The organism is Alphaproteobacteria bacterium LSUCC0719, from assembly GCA_040839025.1.
Taxonomy (GTDB): domain Bacteria; phylum Pseudomonadota; class Alphaproteobacteria; order Puniceispirillales; family Puniceispirillaceae; genus UBA8309.
This window is the reverse complement of the sequence record JBFPJN010000006.1, coordinates 164,821-188,867: the sequence shown is the minus strand read 5'-3', so window position 1 is coordinate 188,867 and position 24,047 is coordinate 164,821. Positions and strand designations below refer to the sequence as shown.

Below are 24,047 nucleotides of genomic sequence, written 5' to 3'. Positions count from 1 at the left end.
GTAGACTGGCGGTATTGCTCATATATCAGTGCATGTCAGTGCCTACATCGGGAACCACTATACTCAGCGGGCACCATCTTCCGTATTTCACCTGCCATAAAGCACCTTGATTCAAACAGTTGGTCAATCACTGCTGAATTGGGCAGCTCTAGCCGCTGACCCTGCTTGAGTGGCGGATAACATTGCGACGGGCCTCGATGACAACATCCAGGCCCGGACTTCACAGGAATGCGTTAAAGGGCTTCAGCCGCACTGGCACCGCAGGCTTTCTAGATCCCACGATAACAGATGGACTCATAGTCATGCCGTTTGGTGATCTTTTCATCAAACGCAAATATATCAAGCATCGCGTTATATCCCGCATCCGAAATCGCCATGTCAACCGGCCAGCATCCCATCTGCTGATAGGCATGGATGCATTGCGTCAACACGGGCTCATTGATGCTGGGGAACAGGGGCTTTTGCGCCGAGGCAATTTCCGCAGCAGGTGTCGACGCCATATAGTGACGGGTGCGGGCATAGGCACGGCAAAAGGCTGCACCATCGGACGAGTCCAGCCAATCGGGCATGGCGGCCACGCTGGAAAAGGCGCAGGCCCCTACCATGGGGCCGAGTGCCGCTACGACATGGCCGACACCGTCTGCCTCGAGCTGTTGCGGGGCGGGGCCCTGCTGATGGATATATTTGCCGTGTCCATTACGGAAAGCGGCATCCATTTCCTTGGCATTGCCGGCATCGATGATGGTGATCTTGGAAATATCAATACCGGCTTTGTGACACGCATATCTGAACATCGTCATTGGCTGACCACCGTGGTGTACAAGAACCTCAGCACCCTCCAGAGAGGACCAGTTGAAGTTGCTGTCGGCATCCCGGCCAGTGATGAAAAACCCATCCATATTGTTGATCAACGCAAAGTGCCGAGCCACAGGCGGGCGACCGTTCTCCAGCGACGAAAATCCCTGGCTGATCGTGGATTGCACAACCTGCGCGGTTCCGTCTGCCAGCGCTTCCAGAGCGGACACCCCGGGTTCGGCAACGCTCCATTCATACTCAAACCCCTCATCCGCCAGAAAATTTCCCGTCATGGTGGAAATCAAGGGCGAATAGAAAGCTGAAAACAATGTGAATTGAATGTGGATTTTAGGCATGGACAGTTCTCCGAATTGGGCGTGAAACTATGTCACCATTGTTGCTCCGGGTCGACAAATTACTCCTGTTGCGCGAACAGACACATGCGCAGGTCCGCGACACAAACGTGAACCTGCGGCATTTCCGGCTTCACCCGTGACTGGAAATCACGCTACATTCGGGCATCAGATTTTTATCAGAAAGTAAGATTTGGAACAGTCTAAGTCATCATTGCATGGTCTCGTCATGTCACTGGTTGGGTTTGCCCTCTACTCAACGCATGATGTGATCATCAAATATCTCGGCTCGTTTTACTCGCCCTTCCAGATCCTGTTCTTTTCGGTACTTTTTTCCTTTCCGCTGGTGACCCTGTATATCCTCAGGAATCCGCGGACAGGAAGCTTGTGGCCACATTATCCGCTATTGATGCTGGTCCGTGTCCTGGCGATCTCCCTGACCGGCTTTTGCGCTTTTTTCGCCTTTTCGGTGTTGCCGCTTGCCCAGACATATGCGCTTTTGTTTCTGACCCCCATTCTGATCACGGCTCTGTCCATTCCCATTCTTGGCGAGCCTGTCGGCTTCCATCGCTGGTGTGCCATTCTTGTCGGCTTTCTTGGTGTGATGGTGGTCCTGGAGCCAAGTTCCACATCCATGAATGTGGGACATCTTGCCTGTCTTGGCGCTGTAGTGGCCTCGGCAACCAATGCGCTGATCACGCGCAAGATCGGTCAGCGCGAGAAAACATCGGTGATGCTGATTTATCCGCTGATTGGCAATTTCCTGATCATGGGCCTGATCCTGCCGGCCGTGTATGAACCCATGCCACTGATCCATCTTGGTGGCATTGCGCTTATATCCCTGCTGGGGTTTCTGGCGATGTTCTGCATTACGATAGCGTTCAGGGAAGCCAGCGCGGGTGTCGTGGCCCCGATGCAATATTCCCAGATTATCTGGGCCGGCATCTTCGGCAGCATGTTCTTTCAGCAAAACCTTACCTGGACCTTTACGATCGGCGCCCTTCTGATCATTTCCAGCGGTCTCTATATCGTCAGACGGGAATGGACAAAGACCGACTCGCTTCAACCGGTGCTGTCAACGGGCACATTCCGGCCTGACATTGGATTGCGTCCCCGGTTTCTGCTGTCCAGGGTGTTCAAGAAATAGCCGGACCGGCAGGTGCTTTTGGCAATATGCCGATCAACTGCAGCCGCTCCGCCAAGATGTGTTTGGGCATGGGGTCTTTGATTCTGATGGCATTTGTGACAGATTCGCAGACGCACCAGATCCATTTACATGACACAAACAATCTGCAAGAGAGGATTCGACCATGTCTTTATATGAGGCGCTGAGCCAGGCATTCGCCGAAAGAAATGTTCAAGCATATCTGGACCTTCTTCATGAAGATCTGACAGTGATTTTTCACAAGTCGGGCAGTCGCTATTCCAAGGATGAATGGGCACCGATGGCGACCGGGATGATGGGAAACCCCAAATTCATCCAGGACTCCTCACGCTGCGTCTATGAGAATGACGATATTCTGGTGCAGCATTCCTTCATGTCCTATCCCGATGACACCAGAGAGGCCGTGATGCTGGTCGCCATGCTCAAGGACGGCAAAATCATCCGGATGGAGACGGGGGCCACATCGCTGGACTGATGGCGCAGCGCTCTTTTTGCCGGCGAAGGGGGTTGAACACACTCATTTTCCACACCACGTATTCGGTATAGATCTATAGACTTGTGAAAGGAAGATCAGATGCAACGCTGGGAATATAAGACACTCGAGGCCAATCGAGACAATTACAAGGGCTTCTTCAAGGGCATCAAGGATGACAAGTTTGAAAAGGATCTGAACGAGCTTGGCCAGGAAGGCTGGGAATTCGTCGGCCAGGGCATGAATGACGGCGTCAACAACAACTTCCTGATCTTCAAACGACCTGCCTGACGGCGCATCATCAAGGCAAGGCAATCTGGCTTTGCCAACGCAACCCCACTCCTGACGGCCCGGCCGGGTGACCTCGGCCGGGTGAGTTTTTGGCAAAACCGGTCAGCGCCGACGTCGCCATGAAGGCGGGTCAGTGGCCGGTGTCGAATGCCCCCTGCCGCACGCGGTAGTCTACAGCCACCTGATATTCCGGGTCGTCGTCACTGCCGATGATCAGCTGTCCGGACCGTGACAGCAACCTGTGGCAGTCACGGCTCAGATGGCGGAGCATCACGGTCTTGCCGGCCTCGTGATATTTGGCGGCGATATCCTCGATGGCCTGAAGGGCTGACTGATCGACAACGCGGGATCCGGCAAAGTCGATGATCACCGTGGCGGGATCGTCCTTGATCTGGAACAGCTCGCGAAACCCGGTTGCCGAACCAAAGAATAGCGGTCCCTTGATGTCATAGACGATGGCCCCCTTTTCCCGGACAGAGGGGCGCTTGGACGCCTGAATGGTCTTGGCCGCGTTCCAGGCATAGACAAGCGCCGACATGATCACCCCGACAACCACCGCAATGGCCAGATCCTCGGCCACGGTGACAGCGGTGACGGTGAGAATGACCAGCGCATCGGCGCGCGGCACCTTGCGCAATGTGGTGATGGAATGCCAGGCAAAGGTACCGATAACAACCATGAACATCACCCCGACAAGCGCGGCAATGGGAATTTGCTCGATCAGCGATGCGGTGAACAGAATGAAACCAAGAAGGAACAGTGCCGCGGCGACACCGGCAATGCGGGTGCGACCGCCGGACTTCACATTGATCATCGACTGGCCAATCATCGCACAGCCGCCCATGCCACCAAAAAAGCCGGTCACGAAATTGGCCGCGCCCTGGGCCACACATTCGCGCGAGGCACCGCCGCGCTGTTCGGTCATGTCACCGACAAGATTCAAGGTCAGAAGACTTTCAATCAAACCGATGGCCGCCAGGATCAGCGCATAGGGAAAGATGATGGCCAATGTTTCGACGGTGAATGGCACCGTCGGGATGGCGAAGGCGGGCAGTCCCCCCGACAGGCTGGCAAGGTCGCCGACGCGCGGCACGTCGATGTCAAAGCCGATCACAATGGCAGTGACGATGCCGATGGCTGCGAGTGGTGCCGGAACAAGTTTCGTCAGACGCGGTGCCTGCCAGATGACAAGCATGGTCAACGCAATCATGCCGATGGTGGTGTACAGCATCTGACCGTCCATCCAGCGTGTGCCGCCATCCGGACTGGCAATCTTGAACTGCTCCAGCTGCGCCAGCCCAATCACGATCGCAAGACCGTTCACAAAGCCGATCATCACCGGATAGGGGACCATACGAATGAATTTGCCCCATCGCAGAGCGCCGGCAATCAGCTGCAGAATGCCCATCAGTATCACGGTGGCAAACAGATACTGGACGCCATGTTCCATGACCAGCGCCACCATCACGACAGCCAGAGCGCCCGTGGCCCCGGAAATCATACCGGGCCGTCCTCCAAAGAGCGCCGTAATCAGGCCGACGATGAATGCCGCATAGAGTCCGACCGGTGGCGCCACACCGGCAACAAAGGCAAAGGCCACCGCTTCTGGCACCAGCGCCAGAGACACGGTAAGGCCGGACAATATTTCGATGGAAAGCTGCTTTGACGACAATCGGGGGCGGGAACTGTCGTTATAGAATTCACCACAAACGAGCCGGTGAAGTCGGCCAGACTTGAATAATGACATGAGGTAAGGGTCTGTGTCTCGGGAACGGAGAAAAGATGGGTTGGACGCGTCGTTCGCTCTACCGCGCCCGTCTGTGCGCCCCTGTGTACATGGCGGCACCTCAGATGGCCACCCTCCAGATCCGGTTTTTCCGCCGGCTTCTCCCGTGCGGGCTGTGATGTCTTGCGCTGGATCCCTGTCAGTCCACTTTGCCAGTCAGTCCACTTTGCCAGTCAGGCCGGCCGCCGCGATCCCGGCAAGCGCCGCCGCCTCGTCATTGTCCGACGTGTCGCCGGAAATGCCAATCGCGCCAACAAGCGTTCCGCCATCATCATGGATCAGCACGCCACCGGGAACCGGTACCATGTCGCCACCAAAGGCACCATTGACGGCCTGAATGAAATAGGCCTGCTGTTCGGCACGGTTCATCAGGGCTCGTGTTCCGATGCCAAGGCCGATGGCGGCATTCGCCTTGCCATGGGCGATCTTTGCCCGCAGCTGGCTGCAGCCATCCTCCGACAATGCCGCGACAAGCGCGCCCCGGCTGTCGAGTATAACGACGCTGAGCGGCTTCAACCCCATCTCGCGCCCTTTGGCAAGCGACGCTTCGACAACTGTCCGTGCCTGCTGAAGTGTGATGTTCATATCTGTACCTCTTTTGATTGGCCGGCATCTTGTGCGCCAGATGCGCGCCGGAACAGAAACGGGACCGTGTCCAAATGCCTGATGAGGCACCCTGGTCAGCTTTGTCCACCCGACGGGGATCGTCGGCATTGTCAGCCGGGTGTACCGGCCTACCGGCGTCAGGTGCCGGATTTGTAGATCCCGATGATTTCCGAGAGCAGGTCGAGAGCTTCCTCGCGGGGGCGCTGGAACGTATTGCGCCCGATGATTGAACCATTGCCGCCGCCATCACGAAGCCCGCGGATTTCCTCCATCAGGCCGGCGCGATCCTTGGCCGCGCCACCGGAAAAGACAACAATCCGGCGTCCGGCGAATGATGCCTGCATGATATGGCGGGTGCGCGCGGCCAGCGTGTCACGCGGCACGCCGACAGATTCATAGACCGATGTTGCCGCCGCCTGCTCAAGATGGTCTGTTGGGGGCTTGACCTTGATGATATGGGCACCGAGAAGCGCCGCCATATGGGCTGCATAGGCGGCAACGTCGAGTGCCGTTTCGCCCGGTTTGCTCAGCCCGCCCCCACGCGGATAGGACCACAGCACCACGGCAAGGCCAAGCGCCTTGGCCTCGGCGGCCATGTCCTGAAACTGCCCGATCATGTCAAAGGCGGCATCGGACCCCGGATAGATGGTAAAGCCGACGGCACTGCATCCAAGACGAAGCGCCTCGGCCACCGATCCGGTAATGGCCTGGCTTGGCGCATCACCGCCACGAGCCAGAGAGTTCGACGAATTGACCTTCATGATGGTTGGGATCTGCCCGGCAAATTTATCAGCACCTGCCTCGATCATACCCAGCGGCGCGGCATAGGCCGACAGACCGGCATCAATGGCAAGCTGAAAATGATAATGCGGGTCATAGGCGTCCGGGTTGACGGCAAAGCTTCGCGCCGGGCCATGTTCAAAGCCCTGATCGACTGGCAGAATGACAAGCTTGCCGGTGCCGCCAAGCCGACCCTGCATCAGGATGCGCGCCAGATTGGCCTTCACGCCTGGGTTGTCGGCACCATAATTGTCGAGGATGGCTTTGACTTTGCGGGTGATTTTCATCGGGGATACCTCACGGCAGGTGGTCTGATGCTTTGCGATGCGGGTATTTGCCCGTGTCCCCCAATCGTCACAATGTGACAAACACGAGCCACCCGCATCTCTGTAAAGTTATAGGCATTTCGACAGGAAAAACCACTCAAAAGATGCTGCTTGCCGGTGTCCGGGGCGGCATCAGAACACCCGCAGATACCTCTCGGTCTCGAAGGGCGTGACCTGTTGCCAGAAGAAATCCAGTTCGCGTTCCGCCTGCTGAAGCCAAATTTCATACTGATCGGCACCGAGAATCTCGCCAAGCCAGGCCGAGGCACGGGCCTGGCGGATGGCCTCGTCAAGCTGCAGGGGGATTGGCGGGGCGGAGCCATCAAGATAGGCATTCCCGGTCGTGACGTCCGTCGGTTCCATTGCCGCTTCCATACCGTCAAGACCGGCGGCGATATCCGCCGCCAGCAGCAGATAGGGGTTGCAATCGGCCCCGGCATCACGCTTTTCGATTCGGGTGGCGCTTTCATGTCCTTCAATCACGCGAAGCGCGACGGTGCGATTGTCAAATCCCCAGCTTGCGTTGGTCGGACAGAATGATTGCGGCTGGCGGCGGCGATATCCATTGACCGTCATTGCGCCGCAGATCGACATCTCGGCCATCCGGTGCTGCATGCCGGCCAGGAAATGTCGACCGGCATCACTCAGCTGCCCCTTTTCGGAGAAGATGTTCCGTCCCTCGGACCATAGTGAATAATGGACATGAAACCCGTTGCCACTTTCGGCAAGAAAGGGTTTGGCCATGAAACTGGCATGAAAGCCATGCCGCGCTGCCAGCTGCTTGACCAGCGAGCGGAACATGACCACCCGGTCCGCCGCCAGAAGAGCGGTATCATGGCGGAAATTCACCTCGACCTGACCAGCCGCATATTCCGGGTTTGACTGTTCGATGGGAATGCCCATGGCCTCTATATGTTCGCGAATGGGCCCAAGGATCGGTTCAAGTTCTGCGGCCCGGTCCAAACCGTAGCAATCATTGCCCCTGTCGAAGGGCAAGCCTGTTTCCGGGTCCAGAAGATAGAATTCCAGTTCGGTGCCGGCATGAATTTCAATGCCCATCGCATTGGCGCGTGCGATTTGCCGGACCAGGGCCTGGCGTGGATCGATGGACAGCGCTTTATGGTTCATGCTTTCGGCACGCGCAAAACACAGCGCCACCCCCGGTTCCCACGGAATGGAGACCGGGGAGTAAAGCGGGAAGATATGGCAATCGGGAAAGCCGTTTTCAAAATTGACCACCGGCGTGTCCCAGATATCGCACGTCATATCCATGGTGAACAATGACATTGCCAGCGCGTTGCCGGACTGGCAGATCCTGTCCCATTGCGCCGCCGGGATGCGCTTGCCGCGCATGATACCGTTCAGATCTCCGAGTCCCAGGGCAACGGTATGTGTTCCCTGTGGCAATGAATAGTCTGTCGTCGTCACGATGACCGGCCTCTCTTGCGATGATGCTGCGCTGTCGTTGCTGTTGCGTGATGCGTTGCTGTTGCGTGATGCAATCACACTGCCACCGGCATTGCAAGGACAGGGCCGCAGACCTGACGTGATGGTGATTTTGGTCGCCTCACGCCACACTCGTCTATAGGCTTGCGGCAGGAATGGTGGCTGCAGGTGGTGACAGCGTATGAAGGTGTCGATTTTCGAGCAACCGCAGGGTGACAGGCCAATGCTGGCCCTGCTGTTGTTGCTTGTCGGTGTAAGCCTGTTGTCACTTCAGGATTCGCTTGTGAAATTCGTCGCCCCTCAGACCAGTTTCTGGCAACTCCAGATCATTCGTTCATCCTTCAATCTGACGATCCTCGTCGGTCTGGCTGTTTTCACGGGTGGACTCAGGCTGCTGTGGCCGCAACGGCTCGGACCGGCCATTATGCGCGGTGTTCTGCTGGCCCTGTGCATGGTGTGTTTCTTTGGCGCCGCGCAGCAGATCACAGTGACCCAGATGGCAACCGGCCTGTACACCTATCCGCTGTTTGTCACCCTTCTCGCCGGGCCGGTGCTTGGCGAGCGCATTGGCCCCTGGCGGATTGGCGCGCTGCTTCTTGGTGCGGCTGGCTGTCTGCTGGTGCTGAACCCGTTTGCCGATGCCTTTACGCCGTTTCAGGCCGTTCCTGTGCTGTCTGGCTTCTTCTATGCCTGCAATATTCTGGTGCTGCGACGCTATTGCCGGAATGAAAGTCCGCTGGCGCTTGTCTGTATGGTGAACCTGTTGTTCATCCTGACCGGATTTGTCGGCGCTGTGGCGGTGGGCTGGCTGCCTGTCGATCCGACATGGCGCGAGCTGGTCCCCTTCATTCTTGTCAGCTGGCCAGAGGTCACGACCATGCTGGTTGGCATGCTGGCGATTTTGGCGGTACTGAATCTGTTCGGGAACCTGTTTCTCAGCCGGGCCTATCAGACAGCCGACAGTTCGCTTCTGGCACCTCTCGATTTTACCTATTTGCTGCTGATCGCGGTGTGGGGCCGGGTGCTGTTCGACAGCTGGCCGACCCGGCTGGCGATTCTTGGCATGGTGATGATCGCGGCGGCCGGCATGATCACCGCGGTGCGGGAACGGCGGCGTCCTCTTGCGTCACCATCGCCCTGACAAAGCGGCTGACAGCAGACTGTCAATTCAGTACATCTTTGGCCTCGCGCATATGGCAATACAGGATCGGGACCAATCATGAAAATCACGGTCGGAGAATCTCCGGTACATGGGCTTGGTGTCTTCGCCCTTGTGGATGTTGCTGCTGGCGAGACGCTTGAACGCTGTCCCTACATCGTCATTGATGATGACGATCTGCAGGAGGCGAACCGTCTGAATGACTATCTGTTTACCAGCCCGGACGATCCAAACGACTATCTCGTCGTGATGGGGTGCGGCATGCTCTACAACCATGCCACCCCCGGCAACGCCAAATGGGAGGTCGACGAGACCGACAACCGCTTCCTTCGCTTTTATGCCGATCGCGACATCAAGGCCGGCGAAGAGCTGTTTCATGATTATGGCGATGATTACTGGACAACCCGTGCCGAGACGTAGCCGACAGGCTAGCCGGACGCTGCCAGTATCGCGATCACCTCACGCGCCGTACCAATCGCCAGATAGGCAAAGGCAAGCGCGCAGACCCGGTATGTCCAGACCCGCCAGAGTCCGCCCCGGCCACCAAACAGCCGACTGATCAGCCCGGCGCAGACAAAGCACCAGACCACCGATGAGGCCATGAAGCCGCAAAAGAAGATGGTGTAGTCGGTCCTGTCCGGATTGCTGATTCCCAGCGCGCCAAAGGCGCTGCCAAGCGCCGCCCAATAGGCAACATTCTGTGGGTTCGACAGTGACAGCACGATGCCGGATCGCATCGCGCTGGTCCCCTGACGTTGCGGCATCTCCTCGGCCTTGCTCTGGCTGGCCCGCCAGCTGTCCCAGGCCAGCCACGCCAGATAGCCGGCGCCGGCAATGCCAACCGGCACCCTCAATGTCTCTGCCTGCAGCAGCAGGCCGATCCCGGCAAGACCAAGAATGGCCCACACCGCGTCACCGACAAGTGATCCGAACTGGACCGACAGTGCCGCCCTGTATCCGCCGGACAGACCATATCGGATCGTTTCCGCAAAGACAGCGCCCGGGGTGGCGTTGAAAATAAAGCCAAGCAGGAACGCCATGCCGAGAAGTTCAAAGGCTGGGATCATAGGGGTGAAAGCGCCTGTATTGCTGCCGTTATGTTCGTGATTTGCCAACAGGGAACCGGGATGACCCCATTCTGGCGCGTCTTTGACTTGCAATTCAAGTGCCGCCGCCTAGACTTCCGCGATGATAGCGGGTCGGGGGAAGGCTCGTGCCCCATTTCACAGGATCAGAGCCGATGTTGTCTTCATCAACCAAGCGTGCCACCAAGATCGTCGCCACCATCGGAACCAAGAGTGGCACGCCTGACATGCTGCATGCCCTTGCCGAGGCTGGTGTCAATGTGTTCCGGCTCAATTTCTCGCATGGCACACAGGCCGAGCATGCCGACAGGATTCGCGCCATTCGCGACCTTGAAGAGGTGACTGGCCGCCCGACCTGTATTCTGGCCGACCTTCAGGGGCCAAAACACCGCATTGGGGAAGTGGCGGAAGGCGTGGTGCTGAAGGTTGGTGACAGTTTCAGGTTTGACGGCGAGGCAACGCCGGGCGATGCGTCCCGTGTCGGGCTTCCGCATCCGGAAATCTTTGCCGCGCTGCAGCCGGGTGCCAGATTGCTGATCGATGATGGCAAGCTGGTGCTGCGGGTGACCGCCATCGACACCGACAGTTTCACCACCATTGTCGAGGTCGGTGGTCCGCTGAGCAGCCGCAAGGGTGTGAACCTGCCGGATATGGTGATTGGCAGCCCGCCACTGACGGAAAAGGATCATGGCGATCTGGCCTTTGCGCTGGACCATGACGTGGACTGGGTGGCGCTGTCCTTCGTTCAGCGCGCCAGCGACATTCTGGATGTGAAGGCAAGGATTGGCGGCCGCGCGGCGCTGATGGCAAAGATCGAAAAGCCGGCCGCGCTTGCCGAGCTGTCGGATATCATCGCGGCCGCGGACGGCATCATGGTGGCACGCGGCGATCTTGGTGTTGAACTGCCACCGGAGGATGTTCCGGGCTGGCAGAAAAAGATCATTGCCGAATGCCGGATGGTTGGCAAACCGGTTGTGGTGGCGACCCAGATGCTGGAATCAATGATTTTCAGTCCAACGCCAACCCGTGCCGAGGCGTCGGATGTGGCCGGTGCGGTCTTTGACGGGGCGGATGCCGTGATGCTGTCTGCCGAAACCGCCGTCGGCGAGTTTCCGGTTGAATCGGTTCAGATCATGTCGCGGATTGTGGCCGCAGCCGAGCTGCACATCGCCGGACATCCCGAAACCGCGCCCCCGAAACTGCCAACCGAGCCAAGCCTGTATCATGCAGTTGCGCTGGCCACCGTGTCGCTGGCCGAAACGGTTGGCGCCGAGGTGATCATCGCGTTTTCAACCTCTGGCAATACAGCTGTCCGCATCGCCCGCGAACGCCCCCGGATTCCGTTTTTCGTGCTGTCACCCTTTATCAAGGTGCGGCGCCGGCTTGCCATTCTGTGGGGCACACAGACCGCCGCCAGCACCATCACCGAGGATTTCGAGGCCGCGATAGCCGAGGGCGTGACCGAAATCACCACACGCCAGATCGCCGCCGCAGGATCACACGCGGTGATTGTTGCCGGCATGCCATTCGGGATCGCGGGTACGACCAATTCCCTGCGGGTAACAACGATCTGAGCGCCGCCTGTGGTCCCGCACTCGGGGATGACATGTCACTGTTGATGCCGGCCCCTTCCGGTGGCCGCGGCTCCGGTCAGTTTGCGATTGCAATTGCCGTCACAAGCCTGTTCAACTTTCGGGCATGAATACCAAACAAGGGGGAATGTCTGATGGTTAATGTGGGCTTTATCGGACTTGGCAATGTCGGCGGCAAGCTTGCCGGCAGTCTGCTTCGCAACGGGATCAATCTGACGGTTCGCGATCTTGACCCTGATGTGGCGCAACCGTTTCTCGATGGTGGCGCAACCTGGGGCGAGTCACCAAAGGCAATGGCTGAAGCCTGCGATATCATCATAACCTGTCTGCCATCGCCGGCAGCAAGCGCCGCCGTGATGGAATCCGAGGACGGCATTCTTGCCGGGCTTGCCGCCGGCAAGATCTGGGCCGAGATGAGTACCACCGACGAAGCGGAGGTGACGCGCCTTGGTGCCAAGGTCGCGGCGGTCGGGGCATCGGCTGTCGATTGCCCTGTATCGGGTGGGTGCCACCGTGCGGCGACAGGCAATATTGCCATCTTCGCCGGCTGTGACAGGCCGGTCTTTGAACGCATGTTGCCGGTGCTGACGGTGCTTGGTCGCCGGATCCTGCACACTGGACCCCTGGGATCGGCATCGATGCTCAAGGTGATGACAAACTATCTTGCCACGGCAAATCTGCTGACCCTTTGTGAAGCGCTGGTCACCTGCAAGGCAACAGGTCTGGATCTGAACACGACCTATGAGGCGATCCGGATCTCGTCAGGCAATTCCTTTGTCCATGAGACCGAGAGCCAGGTCATCCTGAATGGCAGCCGTGACATCAATTTCACGATGGATCTGGTGATCAAGGATATCAGCCTGTTTCAGGAACTGGCTGACCGTGCCGGGGTGCCGCTGGAAATTTCGCCGCTTATGATCGATATCTTCAAGGATGGCGCGGCGCGATACGGCAATCGTGAATGGTCACCGAATATCATTCGCCGCCTCGAGGATGCGACCGGGCTTGATATAAGGGCACCGGGCTTTCCGGATGAAATGGTCGATGACGAGCCTGAGGCGGCCGGCTACGAGGTGGTGCCCAACCGCGGCTAGTCGGTCCCGGTCGCCTCGACAATACTGACCGTCATATCCGCGATCCCGTCAGCCGGCATCGACAGCCGCGCGGTGATTGTTCGGCTGTCACCGGGTGCCAGCTCCGCCTCGCGAACGGCAATGGGGCGCGTTGTGACAGCCGCGCCCGCCGAATCAAAAAGCGTGACGGATACCCGTTCAGGCGCACCGGCAACGGTACCGAGATTGGCAAAGGTAACCGTGACCAGCACCGCACCATCACCGCCATCAAGCGCCGCTTCAAACCCTGAATCGGTCACCGCGAAGAGCGGTCTGTCGCTGATCCCCACTCCAAACAGGGCTGGTATCGAAGGCGTGATGCTGAACATGGCAATGGCCCCGAATCCGGCAATCAGACTCCCTGCCAGAACCAGCAGGAGCCATAGGCTGACAGGCCTTCGTCGTGCCGAGGGCTGTTGTGATGCGGGCGGCAGACCGGCCAGCGCGTCGGCGTGACCAACCTCATCCGGTTGCATCAGATGCTGGCAATGTGGACATTCCACCATCACCGCCTCGTCGGCTTTCAGGGGCGGGACCGACAGGCTGTTGCCACAGGCACTGCAAATGCCCGACCGTATGTTCGGGTTGGGGCGGCTTGGCCGTGCCGCGACGGGAACAGGTGAACCGCTATCAATCGGCTGGAATATATCGTCGCATTTGTGGCAGGCGATCCGGATATGCTGACCGGCATTGCGCGCCCGCGCAACAATATCCTTTTCAACCGCGCATTGCGCCCCACAGGCCGGACAGCGGTGGATTGTACTCTGCGGGGTTTCCAGAATCAGGGTCATCAATACAACGCCCGGTCGGTCTGGCCGAAAAAAAGCCGAAAAGAAACGTAATCGATGCCGACACTCTAGGGGCTAGGGACGGTCTGTCAATCTATGCCGGGCACGAAGAGGCGGTATGAAGCGGTCCGGGTCTGCCGGATCAAAGTGGTTGCCCGCGCAACTGGCTGCGTATCTTCTTGCTGACATCGGCAGCCTCATCAAGGTGCGGGTTGACCTGCAGCGCCGCCTCGAAGGCCTGCAATGCCGCCTTCAGATCGCCATTCCGCATGTTGATCATGCCAAGTCCGCTGAGCGCCCCGAAATGGCGCGGTTCAAGATTTATGGTGCGGGCAATATCGCGGCGCGATCCGGCATCATCGCCAAGAAGAAAGCGCACCGTCGCACGTTTGTTCCATGCTTCGGCAAAATCGGGATGGCGATAGACAAGCTGGCTGAAAATCTGTTCGGCCCCGTCTAGCAAGCCCTTGTTCATCAGCGCCATACCGGTCTGCATCAGCCTGTCGGCATCGGCATCGCCGTCAGAGGCAATCCAGCGTGCCCAGATTTCCGACGTCAGTTCTGCAACTTCGTCCCGGTCACCGGCGCGCACAAGATCCGTGAACAGCTGGTCCAGCGCCGGGTCGGTCTGATCACTGGCGGCCGGCAAGGCGCCGGCCATGCAGAACAGATACAGGCCGAGACCAAGAATGATTGGTGTTCTTGCCAGACTTTTCAGATATGCGGTCACTGTCATATTCCTGATATGGGGCGTTTGGGAAAACTTCCAAGACCACGAGATTGTCGCACTATGACGCCGCCGATTCCGGATCCGGCGATCAATGCGCATCCTGACAGCCCGGCGGCGTTTGTTCCAGAAGATGAAACGACCCTATAATCGGTTCTGAATGATACTTGGTCCTGAATGGTCGGTTCTGCACCCATGTCTTTCGGCTACGGGCACCCTACAGGGGTCTGACATGATGTCACAAATCCGCAATTTTGCCGTTGCCGCAATGCGTTCGACACCGCAAGCGGTGCTGGCCGGGTCTGATGAATTCCGGACCGGAACCGATCTTTGGGCCGCTCGTCTCGATATTGCAGTCATTGGCGCGCAAAGGGCGGAATGATAGGCACCAGTTCCAGATCCGGGCTTGTCACGCGACTCCTCTTGCTGTGCGGGGCGGCGGCTTTGCTTGGCGCCGTGATCGCAACCATCGCTTTTCACAGCTATCGGACAACGAAGACGAATGACCGGCTTGCAACCGGGCTGACAGCGCAGGCACAAGCCATCGCACCGCTTGTCGCCGACCGCCTCGATGCCGGTGACATGGCTGGCACAGCACGGCTGCTTCGATCGCTTGCCGACCTGCACCATGTGACCTGTGTGGACATGATTCAGGATGGTTCTGTGATGGCGTCTGTTCCGGATCCGGGATGTGATGCTGTCGATGCAGCCGGGCGGGAAAGCAACATCACCGTCACCACACCTGTCGGTGAGACGTTGCAGTTCCGGATTCGTATCGATGACAGGTTGCTGATGACGCCGATCTGGGTCGAGACAGGCCTTGTTGCCGGTCTGATGATCACCCTTGCTGTGGTGATCTTCATTGTGTTGTCGCTTGGTTTGCGCGCCAGGGTGCTGGCCCCGCTTGTTGTCCTTCGCACGGCGATGCAGGCCTCGACGCCAAACAACCCCGTCCGTGCCGCATTGCTTCACGACGACGAGATAGGTGCCATCGTCAAGGCCTATAATTCGCTTGTCGCGGCGGCGCGGCTGTTCTTTCGCAAGCTGGACCGGTCACAGCAACAGCTTGCCGAGAGTGAACGGCGGTTTCGCGAAGTTGCCGAGGTGTCCGGTGACTGGTTCTTCGAGATGGACAGCGAACTGCGACTGTCCTTTATTTCCGACAGGTTCTTCGAAATCACCGGCCTGACGCCGAACGATGTGATTGGCCGCACACGGCCTGAAATTGCCGCCGATACGAATGCCCAGAGCGACTTTGAAAGACATCTTGCAAACCTTGAGGCACGTCGTGAGTTTCGCCGCTTCGAATATCAGCTGGCAGGCGGGGCGAAGCAGGTCCATGTCAGTATCAGCGGTGTTCCAGTGTTTGACGAGCAGGGGCATTTTCACGGCTATCGGGGGATCGGCACGGATGTGAGCGAGATCAAACAGAAAGAACGCCAGCTTGCCGAGGCAAACCGGAACTTTGGGGATTCGATCAGCTATGCAAGCGGCATTCAGCTTGGTCTGCTTCCCTCAGCTGAAACCCTTGGTCGACATCTTGGCAGGACCCGCACCATCTGGCAGCCAAAGGACCTTGTCGGTGGTGACTTCTACTGGGTCAGCCGGGTTGGCACCATCGACTATCTGGTGTTTTTCGACTGCACCGGGCACGGCGTTCCCGGAGCTTTCATGACACTGATTGTAACGTCGGTTCTCGAGGCGATCGCCGTGTCTGCCCCTGCACCGCCACCGGCTGCGCGGGTTCTCCAGCTGATTCATGACGGGGTCTGCCGCCAGCTTGGCATCACGGTCGAAAGCCCCGGACATGACGGGTTGGATTGCTCTGTCGTCAGGCTGGATCGCGGCAAGGAGATGCTGGAATTTGCAGGTGCCTCGATTGATCTGTTCGAAATAGCGCCAAATGGGGCGGTGACACGCCATCGCGGGGCGCGGACCACGCTTGGCTACCGTGTCCATGACGCGCCGCTGCCACTGACATCGGTGAAGTGCCGCACGGGCGGGAATACCTATCTCATGACAACTGACGGGGTGCTGACGCAGATTGGCGAGACGACGCGCCGGGTTATGGGCACAAAGCGGTTTCAGCAAGGGCTGGCAATGGCTGGTGACAATGATCCGGCGCGACAGATCCGCATGGTGGGCCGGGTCTTGAAAAACTGGCAGGGGCGCGAGGAGCGGCGTGACGATGTCGCCGTTATCGCGTTTCAGCCAAGCCATTTCTGACGGTGGGTCTGGCTGCCGTCATTCTTCGATATCAATGGCGGCCCTGACGGTTGTGGTGAAAATCTCGGTATCGAGCTGGAACCGGCGTGGCACAACGGCGGCGCCCTCCATCGAGGACTGCACCCATTCCATGGCGTCTTCGTCCGGATATTCCCAGATTTCGAACAGGATCAGCGGATCGTCGTTACAATGATAGACCCGGTATTTCACATCAACGGCCGTCAGCCGCGATTCAATGATCGTCAGCGATTCAAGAAAGGCCGCGACATCTGTTGCCGAGCTGAATGTGCGCTTGTAGATACGGGCTATTGCGGGCTTCATGCTGGGTGATCGTCCTGTTCTGCGTCGAGATCCAGAATGGATACGGAAGCATGGCGCACCTCGGCGGCAATATCCTCGGCAAATTCGCGTGTGATGTCATCGTCGGGGTCGCAGAACCACTCGACCGTGATTGTCGTGCCATGTTTTGCGGCGTCATCCAGCAGACCCAGCAATTCCATCAACGCACGGGCTGAACTCGAATTGAAATAGGTCAGCTTGATGCGGGTTGTCAGACTTTTGCCGCCGCCGGCGAAATAATCCGTCAGCGCGGTGGTCAGCATGGCATAGAAACTGGTGACATCCTCGGGATAGGATTCCCCCGCGATCGCCAACATGCCGGCGCTGCGGTCAAGCGTGATGGCGGGTGTGCGGCTGGTGGCGTCAAGATGCAAATCTGTCATGTGGTGGCTCTGATAAATGCCTGGGTTGAAAATGGTTTGGATAAATTAAACGGTTGCCTTGATCATAAAAAAACTGAGGTCGTCAGCAGCTGGCATAACCTCGCAGGAAACCGGCAATGTCGATCGTCGGGCGATCTCGATCAGGCCCAGGCTGGCTCCCTTTGATTGTTCATCAGGTGTTGCACGAAGTCGCGTCCGATACATCTGGCGAAGCTGGTTCGGTGATTTCGACTGCAGCATCTCAATACGTTTGACAAGCTGTCTGGCTTCGGCGCTGGCGATGAAATTGCCCGCAATGACATCCATGCCGGTTTCGTTCTCGGCAACCATGACGATACCAAATGATGGTTTCTCGCCATCACGTGGCCCCGGCTGTGGCCCTTCAACGCCATAGCGAATGATGTTCTGCATGAGTTCAACAAAGATCGAGAAAACATTCCTGATCTGTGTTCCATCGCGGGCATGATCCTCCAGCCTTTCGCGCAATGTGTCGCCAACGGCAAGCAGGATATCCTCAGATACATATCCCGAATAGCTGAGGACAAATTCATCCCGCAGCAGCAACTGGCTGAACTTAAAAAATCTGTCAAACTCCATCACAACGCCGGTTCACTGCCTGTGGGTGCGCGCCATCGCGGGTGCGATTATAATCTGTTTAATGTGATTGCAGACGGAAAATTATGTTTGTCACAAAGCGCGGTTCGTGCGGCCGCTCGCGACGATGCGCACCCTGTCACGCCTGTGGTGACGGTCGCCCTTTCCCAAGCGGCCATTGCGGCTGGCACGGGACATTCCAGTGAAAAGCCACTCTGGCATGCTCGTCAGCCTTGCTGTGTCAATGTCACCGCACATGGTCATGCCGCCAGGCTTCCGGGCGGCGCGGACGCGCGAAACATCACTTCCCCTTTGTCAGGTGTTCTGGCAGTTTGATGGTGGACAGGGTGATTTCTGATGTCTGGTATTTCTGACGTCCGGTATTTCTGACGTCTGGCATTTCTGACGTCTGGCATTTCTGATGAAGGTGGCAACCATGATGAAGGCGATAATTGTCGAGCAGGCCGAGGACAAGACCGTTTCGGCCGCGCTGCGCGAGATAGAGGTGTCGCAGCTTCCCGATGATGGCGATGTCGATATCGCAGTGGAATATTCCAACATCAACTACAAGGACGGGCTGTGCCTGAATGGCATGGCAGGACTTGTCCGCAATTACCCGCATGTTCCGGGCATTGATTTCGCTGGCGAGGTCACTGCCAGCCGCGATCCGAAATTCAAGCCGGGCGACAAGGTGATCATGGGCGGCCAGCGTGGCGGCGAAGTGCGGTGGGGCGGCTACGCAACACAGGCAAGCGAGAAGTCCGAACGTCTGGTGCATCTTCCCGACGGCATGACAACGCGTGAATCACAGATGCTTGGCACCGCCGGCTTTACCGCCATGCAGGCCATCATGCGGCTTGAGGCGAACGGCATGAACCCGGATGGTGGCGAGGTGCTGGTCACCGGTGCCGGTGGCGGTGTCGGATCGATCGCAACGGTGCTGCTGGCCGGGCGCGGCTACAGCGTTGCGGCGATGACCGGGCGTTCTGAAATTGCCGATTATCTGACCGAACTCGGGGCAACGCGCATTGTCGAGCGGGCCGAGATGGCGGATGATCCGGGCAAGGTCATGGAATCGGCTGTCTGGGGCGGGTGTATAGACTGTGTCGGCGGCCAGATCCTGGGACGCGCCATCAAACAGATGAAAAATGGTGCCGGCATTGCCTCGCTCGGCAATACGGCAGGTGCCACGATGCAGGCAAGCATCATTCCCTTCCTGCTTCGTGGTGTATCCGTCTATGGCATTGATTCGGTGACCGTGCCTCTGGACCAGCGGGCCGAAATCTGGGCCGCGCTTGCCGCTGAAATGCCAATGGATGTGCTTGCCGGCATGAGCAGCGAAATCGGTCTTGGCGAGGTGATCGATCAGGGCCGGAAAATTCTTGATGGCAAGGTCAGGGGCCGTGTCGTGGTTGATGTGAACCGCTAGGCTGTGAACATGGTCTGGTCCGCCACTTGTGCCGATTGGGGCCAATGGCAAAACCACTTGCCGTTTATCGATAATGCCCGCACTGTTTTTCGGTCATGACGCAACTGCGATGATCGGGAGTGTGCCATGGACCAGACCATTATGGGGTCCAATCGCAAGATCGATCCGACAAGGCGGGCCCATCTGAAGCCCGACCTGACGCCGGATGACAATGACCGGGTTGAAATCGGCCCGACCGGGCTTGCCTTTGCCGAATGGGCGGCGGCTGGCCTCGAGGTGCCCGACATGCCGGCGCTTCGCGAATACAGGCTGGCCCGTCTTCAGGAACAGATCAGGGCGCATGACTGTGCCGGTCTGCTGTTGTTCGACCCGCTGAATATCCGTTACGCCACTGATACCACCAACATGCAGCTCTGGATCGCGCACAATGCGGCGCGTGCCTGCTATGTGCCGCCGGAAGGCAGCATGGTGCTGTGGGATTTCCATAATTGTGAACATCTGTCGGCGCATCTGCCGCTGGTTGGCGAGGTACGCCACGGTGCCAGCTTCTTTTATTTCGAAACCGGCAACAAGACAGCCGAGGCGGCAGGTCACTTTGTTGACGAGGTGATATCGCTGATGCGCCGGCATGCCGGTGACAACAGACGTCTTGCCGTCGACAAGATCGAACATGTCGGTTATGCGAATCTGGTCCAGCGTGGTGTCGATGTCCTGGAAGGGCAGATGCTGACCGAGCATGCCCGTTCGATCAAGAACGGGAATGAAGTTCGGGCGATGCGCTGTGCCATTCATGCCTGCGAGATGGCGGTTGATGAAATGCGCCGGGCGATGCGCCCCGGCATTTCCGAGAATGAAATGTGGGCGGCGCTTCATGCCGGCAACATCAAGCGCGGCGGCGAATGGATCGAAACACGAATCCTGTCATCAGGTCCGCGTACCAACCCGTGGTTCCAGGAATGTGGTCCCCGGATCATGCAGGAAGGCGACATGATGGCCTTCGATACCGATCTGGTCGGCACCTATGGATATTGCTGCGATATCTCGCGAAGCTGGATTGTCGGAGACGTCGCGCCAACCGACCGGCAGCGGGCCCTGTACCATGTTGCCTATGATCATGTGATGACGAATATCGACATCATCCAGCCGGGGATGAGTTTTGCCGAAATGACGGCAAAGGCGCACCGGCTCCCCGAAGCCTACCGGGCGCAGCGTTACGGGGTGATCGCGCACGGGGTGGGGCTGTGCGATGAATATCCATGTGTCCGCTATCCGGAGGATGTCGAGGCACATGGCTATGAGGGGTGTTTTGCCCCCGGCATGACACTGTGCGTCGAAGCCTATGTCGGCGCGGTCGGCGGGCATGAGGGCGTGAAGCTCGAAGAGCAGGTTCTTGTCACCGAAACGGGATGCGAGCTGCTGTCACGCTATCCCTTTGAAGCCTCACTTCTGGCCTGACGGGAAGGGTTCGGGCCAGCCGGTTCGGGCCAGTCGTTTCGGGCCAGTTGTTGTCGGCGGGCTATTTCTTGATGACGATGCCGATATGCGGCAGGTTGCGTCCCTGCTGTGCAAAATCGATCCCATAGCCGATCACGAATTCATCGGGAATGTCGAACCCGACCCAGTCAATCCCGACCTCCACCTCGCGCCGTGACGGCTTGTTGAGAAGCGCGCAGACACGAAGCGATTTGGGTCCGCGGGTCTTCAGGATGTCATGAACCTGCGACAGCGTATGGCCGGTATCGATGATATCCTCGACAATCAGCACATCACGTCCGGCAATCGGCGTCTCCAGATCCTGAATGATCCGGACCTGTCGCGACGACACCATCTTGTTGCCATAGCTGGAGACGGTCATGAAATCGACTTCGACCGGCAGGTCGAGGCGACGCACCAGATCGGCGATAAAGACAAAGGAGCCGCGAAGCAGGCCGACAACGACAAGCTGTTCTGTATCTCGATATTGTTCCGAGATCATGCGCGCCAGCTGCGTTGTTCGCGCCGCGATCTCGGTTTCTGAAATCAGGATTTCGATATCATGTTCGGCGGACAGGACAGTCATGCTTTGGCTCCGGTCACCCCTGAAAGACCATATGTGGGGGCATATGCTGGGGCATGCGTAAAAACGATACGTGCGTCATCGTCGGCACAGTATAGGCATCATGGCCCGGCTTGCGAAATGCAATATTTTGGCAATTCGCCGCTGCTGATATTGCCTGTCCATATCATCGCTGCATATTGTCTTTATCCCCGGTGTGCCCACATGAAGGGAACCGACGGTCATCCGGGCGCACTTGCCGCGCTCTGGCCGACTGGCACCAACACAGGAAATCTGAACAGGAATCTCGACATTATGGCAAAAATCGCTTTTCTCGGTCTTGGTGTCATGGGCTATCCCATGGCTGGACATATCGCCTCCGCCGGTCACGAGGTGACGGTCTATAACCGCACCGCCGCCAAGGCGGAGGCCTGGGTCGCCCAACATGGTGGGGGAAATGGTGGCACGCATGCGCCGACCCCGGCCGCGGCGGCTGCCGGTGCGGATATCGTTCTGTCCTGTGTTGGCGATGATCCGGACGTTCTTGAGGTTGCGCTTGGTGCCGACGGGGCGATCCCGGCGATGCATGCCGGCGCGATCTATATCGACAACAGCACCGTTTCAGCCGAGGTGGCACGCAGACTTGCGGCTGCCGGGGCCCAGCGCGGGGTTGGTGTTCTCGACGCGCCGGTTTCCGGCGGTCAGGCCGGGGCCGAGAATGGCAAGCTGACAGTGATGGTCGGCGGCACCGAGGATCATTTCGCCGCCGCCTTGCCGGTGATGGAATGTTATGGTGCGCGGGTTGTGCGCATGGGCGAGGCCGGCAGCGGCCAGTTGGCCAAGATGGTCAACCAGATCTGCATCGCCGGCCTTGTCCAGGGCCTGTCCGAAGGGTTGAATTTCGCGATTGAGAGCGGGCTTGATACCGACGCGCTTCTGGAGGCCATTTCCGGCGGCGCCGCGCAATCATGGCAGATGGTCAATCGCGGCCACACGATGGTCAGGAATGAATTCGATTTCGGCTTCGCCGTCGACTGGATGCGCAAGGATTTGCGGATCTGCCGCGAGGAAGCCGCCCGCAACGGCGCGCCGCTGCCGGTCACCGAGATTGTCGCCGGCTTCTATGACGAGCTGTCTGAAATGGGCCATGGCCGCGGCGATACCTCATCGCTGATAAGGCGACTGCGCAAGGGCTGAGGGGTTAGCGCTTCAATTTACTCTCCATGAACGAAAATTTAACGGCTCCTGTGTAATTGTACCGGAGCCGTTTTTCATTCAGGAGGTTGTCATGGAAATCGACAAGGATCGCATGGATTTTCATAATTTTTTGCTTAGCAAACTGAGAAATAACCCGGTTGACCACCTTCCTCAAAATCAATCTGTGCGAGCGATTCCAACTTTGGTCTTTGGAAAAGCTAATGCGCATCTATGGACTGGTTTAGGAAAAAAGCATCAACGCATTGAGGTCGGCTTAATGTTGCAGGGACCAAAAGCCGAGGACAGTTTCCTGCGATTGGAACAGAGGAAGCAGAAAATAGACATTGAACTGAGATCACCAGTTTGGCGAGAACACAGTCGATGTTCGATTATGCAAAAAAGAGACTGCGATCCTTTTGACCGTTCTCTTTGGAATGACCATACGGATTGGATGATCCTTTGGCTCGGAAAATTTGTGAACGTTTTCCGTTGGGAGCTGAGAGCTTGATGGCCCTTAGATCTTTCAACAAGCTAATTCAGAATAGAAGGGCTATTGAGCGTGGATTCGGCGCAGAGCCGTCGCCGCTGATCTGGCAGATTCGAATCGACAAGCGCGCTGGGGTGCGCTGCGAGCGAAACGCCGACCTCCATGTTCATGATCGATCGCACTGGGAGAGCTGTTACCGATGGCAGGAGCAGCATTTGTCCGGCTTTTTCAGCGTCTTCCAGCCATGTGTAGCAGACCTCCCATGGCCTGATAAATGCTGAATGAATTCTTCGCCGCGCATGGCACGCTGATTGGCGCGCTGGTTGTGACTTGCATCGTAAGCTCCGGCACGCCGGGACCGAACAATCTGATCGTTCTTTCGGCAACCCTGTCCGATACACGGCGTGCTGCCCTGAAGACCTATCTCGGCATCTGTCTCGGCTTTCCGCCGATGGTTTTGATCGTGTCTCTGGCGGCGGTGCATTTTGGCGAGTCGATCAGCCTGCAGCTGCACCTGATCAAATATCTCGGTGTCGCCTTTCTGCTGTATCTGTCGGCAAAGCTGTTCCTGGCCCCGCCGACCGCTCAGGTGGGACGGTCCGGCACCGCGCCGGGATTCCTGTTCATGGTGCTGTTCCAATGGACGAATCCAAAGGCGCTGGCGATGGCGTCCAGCACCGCCGTCATCGCGGGTCCGGAATTGTTCTACCTGCCGGCGCTGATCTATCTGATCGTGGGCTTTCCCTGCGTCGGGGTCTGGCTCTGGTTTGGCGATCTGCTGAAGCGCCGGATTCTCGGCACGCCCTGGGAACGGTATCTCAACCGGTCGCTTGCCGTGCTGCTGGCGCTCAGCGTCCTGATGATGATCTGACGG

28 protein-coding genes are annotated in these 24,047 nt (G+C 58.1%); 16 read left to right on the top strand and 12 right to left on the bottom strand.

The window, feature by feature from the left end; genetic code table 11:
• Positions 1–269: 269 nt before the first annotated feature.
• A complete protein-coding gene (locus AB3X55_11915) occupies positions 270–1,151 on the bottom strand; it encodes an ABC transporter substrate-binding protein (protein ID MEX0504294.1) in 882 nt (293 codons plus the stop codon).
• A 226-nt stretch (positions 1,152–1,377) separates the two neighbouring features.
• On the opposite strand from AB3X55_11915, the gene AB3X55_11910 reads away from it, so the two are divergent.
• The 3 genes from AB3X55_11910 (at position 1,378) to AB3X55_11900 (ending at position 3,076) form a co-directional block, all read left to right on the top strand.
• Complete coding sequence (locus AB3X55_11910; GenBank protein ID MEX0504293.1) at positions 1,378–2,295, top strand: DMT family transporter; 918 nt, start codon at positions 1,378–1,380, stop codon at positions 2,293–2,295.
• Between the two features lie 163 nt (positions 2,296–2,458).
• Entirely contained in the window at positions 2,459–2,788 is a 330-nt protein-coding gene (locus AB3X55_11905; GenBank protein ID MEX0504292.1) for a DUF4440 domain-containing protein, read from the top strand.
• 99 nt (positions 2,789–2,887) lie between these two features.
• Entirely contained in the window at positions 2,888–3,076 is a 189-nt protein-coding gene (locus tag AB3X55_11900) for a DUF4177 domain-containing protein (protein MEX0504291.1), read from the top strand.
• A gap of 130 nt (positions 3,077–3,206) precedes the next feature.
• Here the strand turns inward: AB3X55_11900 and AB3X55_11895 are convergent, their stop codons facing one another.
• The 4 genes from AB3X55_11895 to AB3X55_11880 form a co-directional block, all read right to left on the bottom strand.
• Positions 3,207–4,823 (bottom strand): SulP family inorganic anion transporter, encoded by a 1,617-nt coding sequence (locus AB3X55_11895; protein ID MEX0504290.1) that lies wholly within the window; start codon positions 4,821–4,823, stop codon positions 3,207–3,209.
• A 195-nt stretch (positions 4,824–5,018) separates the two neighbouring features.
• Positions 5,019–5,447 (bottom strand): heme-binding protein, encoded by a 429-nt coding sequence (locus tag AB3X55_11890; GenBank protein MEX0504289.1) that lies wholly within the window; start codon positions 5,445–5,447, stop codon positions 5,019–5,021.
• Between the two features lie 158 nt (positions 5,448–5,605).
• Entirely contained in the window at positions 5,606–6,535 is a 930-nt protein-coding gene (locus AB3X55_11885) for a class I fructose-bisphosphate aldolase (GenBank protein MEX0504288.1), read from the bottom strand.
• A 171-nt stretch (positions 6,536–6,706) separates the two neighbouring features.
• A complete protein-coding gene (locus AB3X55_11880) occupies positions 6,707–8,080 on the bottom strand; it encodes a glutamine synthetase family protein (protein MEX0504287.1) in 1,374 nt (457 codons plus the stop codon).
• Positions 8,081–8,201: 121 nt separating this feature from the next.
• Between AB3X55_11880 and AB3X55_11875 the strand changes: the two genes are divergently transcribed.
• Positions 8,202–9,161: a DMT family transporter gene (locus AB3X55_11875; GenBank protein ID MEX0504286.1), complete on the top strand. Its 960-nt coding sequence runs from the start codon at positions 8,202–8,204 to the stop codon at positions 9,159–9,161.
• A 78-nt stretch (positions 9,162–9,239) separates the two neighbouring features.
• Positions 9,240–9,599, top strand: coding sequence for an SET domain-containing protein-lysine N-methyltransferase (locus tag AB3X55_11870; protein ID MEX0504285.1), 360 nt, complete (start codon positions 9,240–9,242; stop codon positions 9,597–9,599).
• A gap of 8 nt (positions 9,600–9,607) precedes the next feature.
• Here the strand turns inward: AB3X55_11870 and AB3X55_11865 are convergent, their stop codons facing one another.
• A complete protein-coding gene (locus tag AB3X55_11865; GenBank protein MEX0504284.1) occupies positions 9,608–10,246 on the bottom strand; it encodes a LysE family transporter in 639 nt (212 codons plus the stop codon).
• A gap of 173 nt (positions 10,247–10,419) precedes the next feature.
• On the opposite strand from AB3X55_11865, the gene pyk reads away from it, so the two are divergent.
• Positions 10,420–11,838: a pyruvate kinase gene (gene pyk / locus AB3X55_11860; GenBank protein MEX0504283.1), complete on the top strand. Its 1,419-nt coding sequence runs from the start codon at positions 10,420–10,422 to the stop codon at positions 11,836–11,838.
• Between the two features lie 152 nt (positions 11,839–11,990).
• On the top strand, positions 11,991–12,950 hold the full coding sequence (locus tag AB3X55_11855) for an NAD(P)-dependent oxidoreductase (GenBank protein MEX0504282.1): 960 nt from the start codon (positions 11,991–11,993) through the stop codon (positions 12,948–12,950).
• Here the strand turns inward: AB3X55_11855 and AB3X55_11850 are convergent.
• Together AB3X55_11850 and AB3X55_11845 are read right to left on the bottom strand one after the other, a co-directional pair.
• Complete coding sequence (locus AB3X55_11850) at positions 12,947–13,759, bottom strand: hypothetical protein (GenBank protein MEX0504281.1); 813 nt, start codon at positions 13,757–13,759, stop codon at positions 12,947–12,949. The two genes, AB3X55_11855 and AB3X55_11850, sit on opposite strands and share 4 nt — an antisense overlap.
• Before the next feature lie 139 nt (positions 13,760–13,898).
• Positions 13,899–14,486 carry a tetratricopeptide repeat protein gene (locus AB3X55_11845; protein ID MEX0504280.1) on the bottom strand — a complete coding sequence of 196 codons (588 nt, stop codon included), beginning with the start codon at positions 14,484–14,486 and terminating at the stop codon, positions 13,899–13,901.
• 229 nt (positions 14,487–14,715) lie between these two features.
• On the opposite strand from AB3X55_11845, the gene AB3X55_11840 reads away from it, so the two are divergent.
• Positions 14,716–14,865, top strand: coding sequence for a hypothetical protein (locus tag AB3X55_11840; GenBank protein MEX0504279.1), 150 nt, complete (start codon positions 14,716–14,718; stop codon positions 14,863–14,865).
• Positions 14,862–16,709, top strand: a complete 1,848-nt coding sequence (locus tag AB3X55_11835; GenBank protein MEX0504278.1) for a PAS domain S-box protein — start codon at positions 14,862–14,864, stop codon at positions 16,707–16,709. Before AB3X55_11840 ends, AB3X55_11835 begins: the two co-directional genes overlap by 4 nt.
• 18 nt (positions 16,710–16,727) lie before the next feature.
• On the opposite strand, the gene AB3X55_11830 is transcribed toward AB3X55_11835, so the two are convergent.
• From AB3X55_11830 to AB3X55_11820, 3 genes are read right to left on the bottom strand one after another with little or no spacing between them, the layout of a single operon-like run.
• Complete coding sequence (locus AB3X55_11830) at positions 16,728–17,030, bottom strand: hypothetical protein (GenBank protein ID MEX0504277.1); 303 nt, start codon at positions 17,028–17,030, stop codon at positions 16,728–16,730.
• Positions 17,027–17,431 (bottom strand): DUF1987 domain-containing protein, encoded by a 405-nt coding sequence (locus AB3X55_11825; protein MEX0504276.1) that lies wholly within the window; start codon positions 17,429–17,431, stop codon positions 17,027–17,029. Before AB3X55_11825 ends, AB3X55_11830 begins: the two co-directional genes overlap by 4 nt.
• 45 nt (positions 17,432–17,476) lie before the next feature.
• Positions 17,477–18,028, bottom strand: coding sequence for a SiaB family protein kinase (locus tag AB3X55_11820; protein ID MEX0504275.1), 552 nt, complete (start codon positions 18,026–18,028; stop codon positions 17,477–17,479).
• Between the two features lie 199 nt (positions 18,029–18,227).
• On the opposite strand from AB3X55_11820, the gene AB3X55_11815 reads away from it, so the two are divergent.
• From AB3X55_11815 to dddP, 3 genes are all read left to right on the top strand, one after another.
• Positions 18,228–18,383, top strand: a complete 156-nt coding sequence (locus AB3X55_11815) for a hypothetical protein (GenBank protein ID MEX0504274.1) — start codon at positions 18,228–18,230, stop codon at positions 18,381–18,383.
• A 78-nt stretch (positions 18,384–18,461) separates the two neighbouring features.
• Positions 18,462–19,454, top strand: a complete 993-nt coding sequence (locus tag AB3X55_11810; GenBank protein MEX0504273.1) for an MDR family oxidoreductase — start codon at positions 18,462–18,464, stop codon at positions 19,452–19,454.
• Positions 19,455–19,580: 126 nt separating this feature from the next.
• Positions 19,581–20,909, top strand: a complete 1,329-nt coding sequence (dddP, locus tag AB3X55_11805; GenBank protein ID MEX0504272.1) for a dimethylsulfonioproprionate lyase DddP — start codon at positions 19,581–19,583, stop codon at positions 20,907–20,909.
• Positions 20,910–20,970: 61 nt separating this feature from the next.
• Here dddP and hpt read toward each other — a convergent pair whose 3' ends face one another.
• The gene (hpt, locus tag AB3X55_11800) at positions 20,971–21,513 is read right to left on the bottom strand and encodes a hypoxanthine phosphoribosyltransferase (protein MEX0504271.1); all 543 of its coding nucleotides are present in this window, start codon (positions 21,511–21,513) and stop codon (positions 20,971–20,973) included.
• 291 nt (positions 21,514–21,804) lie between these two features.
• Between hpt and AB3X55_11795 the strand changes: the two genes are divergently transcribed.
• The 4 genes from AB3X55_11795 (at position 21,805) to AB3X55_11780 (ending at position 24,044) form a co-directional block, all read left to right on the top strand.
• Positions 21,805–22,686, top strand: coding sequence for an NAD(P)-dependent oxidoreductase (locus AB3X55_11795; GenBank protein MEX0504270.1), 882 nt, complete (start codon positions 21,805–21,807; stop codon positions 22,684–22,686).
• Positions 22,687–22,777: 91 nt separating this feature from the next.
• The gene (locus AB3X55_11790; protein MEX0504269.1) at positions 22,778–23,194 is read left to right on the top strand and encodes a DUF4268 domain-containing protein; all 417 of its coding nucleotides are present in this window, start codon (positions 22,778–22,780) and stop codon (positions 23,192–23,194) included.
• Positions 23,194–23,454, top strand: coding sequence for a DUF4268 domain-containing protein (locus AB3X55_11785; GenBank protein MEX0504268.1), 261 nt, complete (start codon positions 23,194–23,196; stop codon positions 23,452–23,454). The genes AB3X55_11790 and AB3X55_11785 overlap by 1 nt, the downstream gene beginning before the upstream one ends.
• The gene (locus tag AB3X55_11780; GenBank protein ID MEX0504267.1) at positions 23,448–24,044 is read left to right on the top strand and encodes a LysE family translocator; all 597 of its coding nucleotides are present in this window, start codon (positions 23,448–23,450) and stop codon (positions 24,042–24,044) included. Before AB3X55_11785 ends, AB3X55_11780 begins: the two co-directional genes overlap by 7 nt.
• Positions 24,045–24,047: the final 3 nt, after the last annotated feature.